This is a genomic window from Neisseria sp. P0009.S007 (assembly GCF_051962515.1).
This window is the reverse complement of record NZ_JBQCVF010000041.1, coordinates 6,754-15,302: the sequence shown is the minus strand read 5'-3', so window position 1 is coordinate 15,302 and position 8,549 is coordinate 6,754. Positions and strand designations below refer to the sequence as shown.

Genomic DNA, 8,549 nt, shown 5'->3' with positions numbered 1-8,549 from the left:
TATGGCGAAGCAACGGTAGAAATCCATACCGACGCCATCAAGCCGGGCGCACGCGTTTTGTTGGTAGATGATTTGGTGGCAACTGGCGGCACAATGCTGGCAGGTGTCGAGCTGATCCGCAAATTAGGTGGCGAAGTAATCGAAACGGCTGCCATTCTGGAATTTACCGACTTGGACGGCGGCAAAAAAATCCGTGAAAGCGGCGTGCCGTTATTTACCCTGTGCCAAAACAAAGGCTGTATGTAATAAAAAACCGCAAGCTAATCAGCCTGCGGTTTTTTATAATCAAAATTATTCGAGAACGTATCCGTCCGTATCCCAGAAAGTTTTTTTCACCAACTGGTCGTCTTTATAAACTAGCTCAGATTTCTTCGCACCATCATCATACCAATCCAAAATAATGCCACTGCGTTTACCGTTGCGAATACTCAATTCAGACACGATGCGGCCATTTTCATCCCAACTAATGATCTCCGTCGGTTTGTCATTGCTCATCATCATTTCAGTTTTCGGACTGCCGTCTGAATACCATTGTTTCCAATGGCCATTGGCTTTATCATGCTTAAACTGAATTTCGCTTTCTTTCACGCCATTTCGGTAATAGCGCGAACCCACGCCCTCACTCAAGCCATTTTGATAAGGCATTACTGCGGATTTTTTGCCGTTTGGATACCAGTTGACCCACTCGCCATGCGGTTTGCCGTTGCGATAGCTGCCAACCATCTTTTTCTGACCGTTGAAATGCCACAGGGTTAATGTGCCATTATCCAACGCCGGCACAAAAACCTTAATCTGACCGGCAGGTACTTCATAAGGATCAGAATATTTTTTCATCGATGGATAGTAAAAATCCTGCACCTGTGCCTTACCTGCCTCAATCTTGTATTGGCGGACATAAGCAACCGAAGGCATGGTCGCCGTCAGTTTACCGTTTTGATTGAAATAAACGGTATGTTGCTGGGCAAAGGCGGCAACGGGCATACTGAACAAAGCAGCAGCCAACAGGCCTGATTTTAAATAATTATTCATAATATGGAGTTTGGCAGTATATGTTCTACAAAAAGTCAGTAATAAAAATCTACCGGCATTTAAATCTATGACAAATATTATAAGCCATAGTTTCAAAGCCTGCTTGGATTTCATATTCGGCATACCATAGGAATTTGTATTTTCTTAAAATATTAAAAATTTTATAAAACAAAGGCCGTCTAAAACTTTTTCAGACGGCCTTTATTTTATTTATATCAAAATAATCTATTCTTCACCCAATAATTGCTCGCGGGTCAACAAGAATACAAACCCATCGCCACCGCTGGTTTCCAACCAAGTAAACGGTAATTCGGGATAAGCCGCTTCCAATACTTCACGATTGTGACCGATTTCAACCAGCAATACACCTTTTGGATTCAAATATTTCGCCGCTTGCAGAATGATTTGACGTGTAGCGTCCAAACCATCTTCGCCACTACCCAAAGCCAATTCCGGCTCGTGCAGGTATTCATCAGGCAACGCTTCCACTGATTCCGCGTCGACATAAGGCGGATTGGAAACAATTAAGTCGTATGTTTCATCCAAACCTTCGAATAAATCGGTATGCACCAAGCTGATGCGGTCTTCCAAACCATAATCTTCAATATTGATGGCGGCTACTTCCAGCGCATCCAAGCTTAAATCAACGGCATCGATTTGTGCATCAGGATAGTGGTGCGCCATTTGAATGGCCAAACAGCCGCTACCGGTACACAAATCCAAAGCTCGATGCACCAACTCATCATGTTCAATCCAAGGACGGATATCGTCGCCCAGCAATTCGTAAATGAAAGAACGAGGCACGATAACGCGCTCATCAACATAAAAATCAAACTCGCCCTGCCATGCCTGATGCGTCAGATACGCGGCAGGAATATGCTCCACTGCGCGGCGTTCGAGAATGGACAACACCTCTTCCTTCTCACTTTGCAACAATTTAGCATCCAAATAAGGTTCCAACGTATCCAAAGGCAGATTCAAAGTGTGCAAAATCAGATAGGCTGCCTCGTCATGGGCATTATCGCTTCCGTGTCCGAAAAACAGTCCGGCATCGTTAAAACGGCTGACGGCGAAACGCAGCAAATCGCGAACAGTGGTCAGCTCTTGAGCAGCTTGATTGAACATAATGTTTTGTCTTGTCAATTTAAGAATGTTGAAATTATAACAGAAAGGCCGTCTGAAAACTTTTCAGACGGCCTTCGATTTAATTCAGCTTAAGATTATTTATCGCGGCTGAATACGATTTTGGTAGCTTGGATAGCAACGCAGACAGCACCACCGATAAAGATCAAGTCAGCAGCAGTACGAACCCAACGCAGGGTATCCAGAATTTCCATTTGCAGGAATTCTTCACTACGTGCATACCACAGACCATGAGTGATAGAAGCGTAAGCTTGAATCACGCCGACCGGCAACAGGCTGATAGCAATCATACCCACCAGGCCGCCGTTCAACAGCCAGAATGCCCAAGTCATCAGTTTGTCGTCAAATTGAGCATTAGGTTTCAGGTAACGTGCAACCAGCAATACGAAGCCCAGAGCCAAGAAACCGTACACACCGAACAGAGCCGCGTGAGCATGAACTGCAGTAGTGTTCAGACCTTGGATGTAGAACAGAGAAATCGGCGGGTTAATCAAGAAGCCGAATACGCCGGCACCAATCATGTTCCAGAAGGCAACTGCTACGAAGCACATCAGAGGCCAACGCAGACGTTTCGCCCAGTCGGACAGGTGTTGGTAAGACCAGTGTTCATAAGCTTCACGACCCAGCAGAATTAAAGGCACAACTTCCAAAGCGGAGAAACATGCACCGATTGCCATAGAGGCAGAGGTAGAACCAGAGAAGTACAAGTGGTGTAATGTACCTGGAATACCGCCCAACATGAAGATGGCAGCAGCAGCCAAAGTAGAAGCAGTGGCAGTACTACGGCGGACAAAGCCCATGTTATAGAAGATGAATGCGAAAGCGGCAGTAGCGAACACTTCGAAGAAACCTTCTACCCACAAGTGAACCACCCACCAACGCCAGTATTCCATCACAGCGATTGGAGATTTTTCACCGTAGAACAGACCAGGAGCATAGAACACACCCACACCAACCATAGAAGCTACGAAGATAGCCAACAGGTTTTTGTCTGTACCTTTTTCTTTAAAGGCAGAAATGGTGCAACGCAGCATCAGGAACAGCCACAACAGCAAGCCGACCATCAGCAGAAGTTGCCAGAAGCGACCCAAATCCAAGTATTCGTAACCTTGGTGACCGAACCAGAAGTTCAGCTCAGGCGGAATGATGTGGGTCAAAGCAAAGAAGTTACCTGCATAAGAACCGCCGACTACGATGAACAGGGCGATGTACAGGAAGTTCACACCGGCACGTTGGAATTTAGGATCTTTACCGCCGTTCACAATCGGAGCCAAGAACAGACCTGCTGTCAGGAAGCCGGTTGCAATCCAGAAAATAGCGGATTGGATGTGCCAAGTACGGGTCAGCGCATATGGGAACCAGTCGGCCATTTCAAAGCCCAAGGCGGTATCGATACCGTAGAAGCCTTGACCTTCGACAGTATAGTGAGCGGTCAAACCACCCAACAGTACTTGTACGACAAACAGCGCAACAGTCAGGAATACATATTTGCCCAACGCTTTTTGAGAAGGAGTCAGTTGTACTTTAGAGATAGGATCTTCAGTAGGTACTTCAACCTCTTCATGTTTGGTCAAGAAAGAGTAACCCCACATCAGCAAGCCGATACCCATCAGCAACAATACCACGCTGGTGAAGGACCACATGTAGTTTTCAGTAGTCGGTACGTTCTTGATCAAAGGCTCGTGCGGCCAGTTGTTGGTGTAAGTGAAGTTCTCATCAGGACGGTTAGCCGAAGCAGACCAAGAAGTCCAGAAGAAGAAGTTGAACAGTTTTTCACGCGCTTCTTGGCTTGGCAATGTGTTGTTTTTCATTGCAAAGTGTTCGCGAGTGGTTTGGAACTTAGGATCGTCGCTGTACACACCGTGATAGTAAGGCAGAATACTTTCGATCGCTTTCACGCGGGTATCGCTGATAACGACAGAACCGTCTTCCTTAATACGGCTTTGGTTGCGGTATTCGTCAGCCAAACGGGTTTTCAGAACAGCTTGTTCCTCAGGAGAAACTTCGTCAAATTTTTTGCCGTAAGTTTCTTGCGCAGTCAGATCCAACCATGCAACCAGCTCGCGGTGCAGCCAGTCGGCAGTCCAGTCCGGAGCTTGGTATGCACCGTGACCCAATACAGAGCCAACTTCCATACCGCCGGTAGTTTGCCATGCAGATTGACCTGCCAAAATATCGTCTTTGGTCATCAGGACTTTGCCGGATGCAGAAACGACTTGTTCAGGGTATGGCGGAGCCTTTTTATAGACCTCGCTACCCATATAACCAAGAATGGTAAAGCATACTGCCAGTACGGCAAACAGCAAGTACCAAAGCTTCTTGTACTGTCCCATTTTGAGTACTCCTTGATTTTGGTAAAAAGTGGTTGGGTATTAATTCATTAAATATGAATGTTAAAGATTGTATCACGGTTTTAAAAGTAAAGAAATATTTTGTCAATAATATTCCTTTAAAACCATTAACTTACATGATATTGATTCCTATTATCCTATATAACTCCTCCTTTGTTATATTTTGTGTTAAGCCCACACTAACATTTTCACACAAAAATAAACTTTTCGGTTTAGTTTTTTATACTACTAAAGGAGTATTTAAGGATTAAAAGATTCATATTCATTGAACAATTTGATTTATGTCAAAATACACCCAAACAAGCGCCTACATAATCATACAAAATTTCAAACCATCCTATCAGGATACTTAACTTTTCTTACAATAAGGAAACTTTAAACATGAAACGCCAAACCTTAGCTGCACTTATCGCTTCTGTATTTGCACTGGCCGCATGCGGCGAACAAGCTGCTAAACCAGCTGAAACTCCGGCTGCCACCGCTTCTGCCGAAGCTCCTGCTGCTGCTTCTGACTCACAAGCTGCTGCCGAGACTCCTTCTTCAGAATTGCCTGTAGTCGATGCCATCATGACTCACGCTCCGGAAGTTCCACCTGCAATCGATCGCGATCATCCGGCTAAAGTACGCGTTAAAATGGAAACCGTCGAAAAAACCATGACTATGGAAGACGGTGTTGAATACCACTACTGGACATTCAACGGCGACGTTCCGGGCCAAATGATTCGTGTACGCGAAGGCGATACCGTAGAAGTAGAATTCTCTAACAATCCTTCTTCTACTGTTCCTCACAACGTTGACTTCCACGCTGCTACCGGTCAAGGCGGTGGTGCAGAAGCTTCTTTCACTGCCCCAGGCCACACTTCTACTTTCAGCTTTAAAGCTCTGCAAGCCGGTTTGTACATTTACCACTGTGCCGTTGCTCCTGTAGGTATGCACATCGCCAACGGTATGTACGGTTTGATCTTGGTTGAACCTAAAGAAGGCCTGCCTAAAGTAGATAAAGAGTTCTACATCGTACAAGGCGACTTCTATACTAAAGGTAAAAAAGGCGCTCAAGGCCTGCAACCTTTCGATATGGACAAAGCAATTGCCGAACAACCTGAATACGTTGTATTCAACGGTCACGTAGGCTCTATCGCCGGTGACAACGCCCTGAAAGCCAAAGCTGGTGAAACTGTTCGTATGTACGTTGGTAACGGTGGTCCTAACTTGGTATCTTCTTTCCACGTTATCGGCGAAATCTTCGACAAAGTATATGTTGAAGGTGGTAAACTGATTAACGAAAACGTACAAAGCACTGTGATTCCTGCCGGTGGCGCCGCCATGATCGAATTCAAAGTCGATATTCCAGGCAGCTACACTATAGTTGACCACTCTATCTTCCGTGCGTTCAACAAAGGTGCTTTGGGTCAATTGAAAGTTGAGGGTAACGAAAACCCTGAAATCATGACCAAAAAACTGAGCGACACCGTTTACCAACCTGCCGGTGCTGCCGCTTCTGCCCCAGCCGCTGCGTCTGCCGCACCTGCTGCTTCTGAAGCCGCTAAATAATCCCTCGGTTTAATACGCCAAGCCACTGCTACTCTTCTCTTAGAGTCGCAGTGGCTTCCATCACAATTAATCTTCCTATTCAATCAGACAGATTAATTTTTCAGACGGCCTTGTTATGATTAGGCTATCTTAAAAATAAATTTTCTGTTTTCAAACGATAATAAGGGCGTACCATGAAACTCATACGACTCCTCCTCTTAGGCAGTGCCTTAATCTGCGGCAATACATTTGCAGCCGAAATGGTAAAAATCGAAGGAGGCAGCTATCGCCCTCTCTATCTTAAAAAAGAGACTTCCCTTATTAAAGTCAAGCCCTTCCAACTTGATAAATATCCTGTAACCAATGCCGAATTCGCCGAATTTTTGAAAACACATCCACAATGGCAAAAAGACAAAATCAGCTCTAAACAAGCTGAAAAAGCTTACCTGAAACATTGGGTAAAAAACGGCAGCAACAGTTATGCGCCTAAAGCCAGCGAACTCAAACATCCGGTAACTAATGTTTCATGGTTTGCCGCCAATGCCTACTGCGTTTCCAAAGGCAAACGCCTGCCGACTATTGACGAGTGGGAATTTGCAGGCTTGGCTTCTACCACTCAAAAAGATGGCTCTGCCGAACCCGGCTACAACCGCACCATCTTGGATTGGTATGCAGACGGCGGCCGAAACGGCCTGCACGACATCGGTAAAAACAAACCCAACTACTGGGGCGTATACGATATGCACGGCCTGATTTGGGAATGGACTGAAGACTTCAACAGCAGCCAACTCTCTGCCGGCTCGTCCAACACACAAATGTTCTGTAGCGGCGCATCCGTAGGCTCAAGCGACCCGTCCAACTATGCGGCATTCTTACGCTACGGCATCCGCACCAGCCTACAGTCCAAATATGTTTTAAATAACTTGGGCTTCCGCTGTGCGAGCAAATAAAGTTTAGTTTTTTATCACCAAAGCAGCTTTGGCGGTACTGAAAGGTATCGCCGCTTTTTTTGGCCGTCTGAAAAGATATGGCGCACAAAGACAAATTGTGGCATAATCCGCCCGTCTTTCTAAAAAGGCACTTAGGAGTTTGCTTAGGTCGTTTGGCTTGGCAAACTTGTCCGAACCTGAAAAGGTTCTTTTATTTTCGGAGTTATCCATCATGGCATTGACCGTAGAACAAAAAGCACAAATTGTTAAAGATTTCCAACGCAAAGAAGGCGATACCGGCTCTTCTGAAGTACAAGTCGCTCTGTTGACTTTCCGCATCAACGACCTGACTCCTCACTTCAAAGCCAACCCTAAAGACCACCACAGCCGTCGCGGCCTGTTGAAAATGGTTAGCCAACGTCGTCGCCTATTGTCTTACCTGCGTCGTACTCAGCCTGATACTTACCGTACACTGATTACCCGCCTGGGTCTGCGTAAATAATTTATGCTTAAATCAACACCGCCTTCGGGCGGTGTTTTTTATTAACATACCGATGCCGTCTGAAACACAGGCCCACGCTCTGTGTTATACTTCCACACGCTTAAGCAGCAAGGCTTAAACTTCCAATCACTCCTTAAAGCTCCCATCAAAGCGAGAATCTGAATTGTCTGTTCATTCCATGTTGCACTCAGGAAAATTTTGGCTGAAATCCCTGGTTTTCAGCATTGCCGTGCTTTTATGCCTCGCGGCGGTATTGAGTGCCTTAATGTTCCGCATATTCAATACAGAAAACATCGACGCATTCATACAGAAAAACTTTTCTGCCCATGGCTGCCAAGTCAAATACAACGCCAATATCAGCAGAAAATGGCTACCGCGCCCTACGCTGATTTTAAAAGACCTCAGCCTTTCCTCTTCCGAACCTGACACGCCGACGCTGAACATCGCTGAGTCCGAAATGGGCTTTGGTTGGAGCAGCCTATGGTCGGATGCGCCCATACTTGAGAAATGGATTCTTTTAAACCCGACACTGACACTGGACTCAAAACACCATCTGCCCGCCTGCCTGCAACAAGACCCATCGTCAAAAGAAAGTTTTCAGCTCAACCGCATCATCATCAATAACGGCAGCATCCGTTACCACAATAAAGAACAAGATATTGCCTTAAACGATCTGCAATTTTCCCTGCGCAGAGCCGATTCAGACGGCCGTCCATTCGATATCAGCGGCACACTGCAAAACATAGGCAACCCCATCAGTTGGCAAGGGGCCGGCCATCTTGTACAAGATGATGCCGGCTGGAGCGTTCCCGCCCTCAAATTAAACCTGCAAACCGTATTACTCAAAAACAAGCTGGATGCCCAAATCGCAGGCAGCCTTAATTGGCAAAACCAAACCGCCCTTTTCCGCGACTTCAATCTGCAAGCTGAAAGCGGCTATCAAAACTTGCATATCAACGCACGCTCGCCCCTCTTGCAGTTTAAAAACGGCTATTTGCACCTCAACACACTCAACGGCGCATTGACCGCCGGCAGTGAAAACAACCAATGGGACGGTTCATTCAA

General features: G+C 46.0%; 9 protein-coding genes. 5 read left to right on the top strand and 4 right to left on the bottom strand.

The window, feature by feature from the left end:
• Positions 1-246: phosphoribosyltransferase family protein (locus tag ACTHS3_RS05700; RefSeq protein WP_440367359.1), on the top strand; the 246-nt coding region annotated here is incomplete at its 5' end.
• Positions 247-291: 45 nt separating this feature from the next.
• Here ACTHS3_RS05700 and ACTHS3_RS05695 read toward each other — a convergent pair.
• From ACTHS3_RS05695 to ACTHS3_RS05685, 3 genes are all read right to left on the bottom strand, one after another.
• Positions 292-1,029 carry a toxin-antitoxin system YwqK family antitoxin gene (locus tag ACTHS3_RS05695; RefSeq protein ID WP_003686026.1) on the bottom strand — a complete coding sequence of 246 codons (738 nt, stop codon included), beginning with the start codon at positions 1,027-1,029 and terminating at the stop codon, positions 292-294.
• Positions 1,030-1,254: 225 nt separating this feature from the next.
• Positions 1,255-2,154 carry a 50S ribosomal protein L3 N(5)-glutamine methyltransferase gene (prmB, locus tag ACTHS3_RS05690; protein WP_070625892.1) on the bottom strand — a complete coding sequence of 300 codons (900 nt, stop codon included), beginning with the start codon at positions 2,152-2,154 and terminating at the stop codon, positions 1,255-1,257.
• 95 nt (positions 2,155-2,249) lie between these two features.
• A complete protein-coding gene (locus ACTHS3_RS05685; protein WP_049344039.1) occupies positions 2,250-4,505 on the bottom strand; it encodes a nitric-oxide reductase large subunit in 2,256 nt (751 codons plus the stop codon).
• Positions 4,506-4,904: 399 nt separating this feature from the next.
• Between ACTHS3_RS05685 and nirK the strand changes: the two genes are divergently transcribed.
• Entirely contained in the window at positions 4,905-6,074 is a 1,170-nt protein-coding gene (gene nirK, locus ACTHS3_RS05680) for a copper-containing nitrite reductase (protein WP_004519389.1), read from the top strand.
• A gap of 173 nt (positions 6,075-6,247) precedes the next feature.
• Positions 6,248-7,003, top strand: a complete 756-nt coding sequence (locus ACTHS3_RS05675) for a formylglycine-generating enzyme family protein (protein WP_004519388.1) — start codon at positions 6,248-6,250, stop codon at positions 7,001-7,003.
• Positions 7,004-7,006: 3 nt separating this feature from the next.
• Here ACTHS3_RS05675 and ACTHS3_RS05670 read toward each other — a convergent pair whose 3' ends face one another.
• Positions 7,007-7,216, bottom strand: coding sequence for a hypothetical protein (locus tag ACTHS3_RS05670; RefSeq protein WP_039861972.1), 210 nt, complete (start codon positions 7,214-7,216; stop codon positions 7,007-7,009).
• On the opposite strand from ACTHS3_RS05670, the gene rpsO reads away from it, so the two are divergent.
• The gene (rpsO, locus tag ACTHS3_RS05665) at positions 7,215-7,484 is read left to right on the top strand and encodes a 30S ribosomal protein S15 (protein ID WP_003679932.1); all 270 of its coding nucleotides are present in this window, start codon (positions 7,215-7,217) and stop codon (positions 7,482-7,484) included. The genes ACTHS3_RS05670 and rpsO overlap by 2 nt on opposite strands.
• A gap of 163 nt (positions 7,485-7,647) precedes the next feature.
• The coding region (locus ACTHS3_RS05660; protein WP_440367356.1) for an AsmA family protein at positions 7,648-8,549 on the top strand (902 nt) is incomplete at its 3' end.

Coding starts and splice junctions, on each gene's coding strand:
- ACTHS3_RS05695 (WP_003686026.1), bottom strand. CDS start 1,029: ATGAATAATTATTTAAAATCAGGCCTGTTGGCTGCTGCTTTGTTCAGT.
- prmB (WP_070625892.1), bottom strand. CDS start 2,154: ATGTTCAATCAAGCTGCTCAAGAGCTGACCACTGTTCGCGATTTGCTG.
- ACTHS3_RS05685 (WP_049344039.1), bottom strand. CDS start 4,505: ATGGGACAGTACAAGAAGCTTTGGTACTTGCTGTTTGCCGTACTGGCA.
- nirK (WP_004519389.1), top strand. CDS start 4,905: ATGAAACGCCAAACCTTAGCTGCACTTATCGCTTCTGTATTTGCACTG.
- ACTHS3_RS05675 (WP_004519388.1), top strand. CDS start 6,248: ATGAAACTCATACGACTCCTCCTCTTAGGCAGTGCCTTAATCTGCGGC.
- rpsO (WP_003679932.1), top strand. CDS start 7,215: ATGGCATTGACCGTAGAACAAAAAGCACAAATTGTTAAAGATTTCCAA.
- ACTHS3_RS05670 (WP_039861972.1), bottom strand. CDS start 7,216: ATGATGGATAACTCCGAAAATAAAAGAACCTTTTCAGGTTCGGACAAG.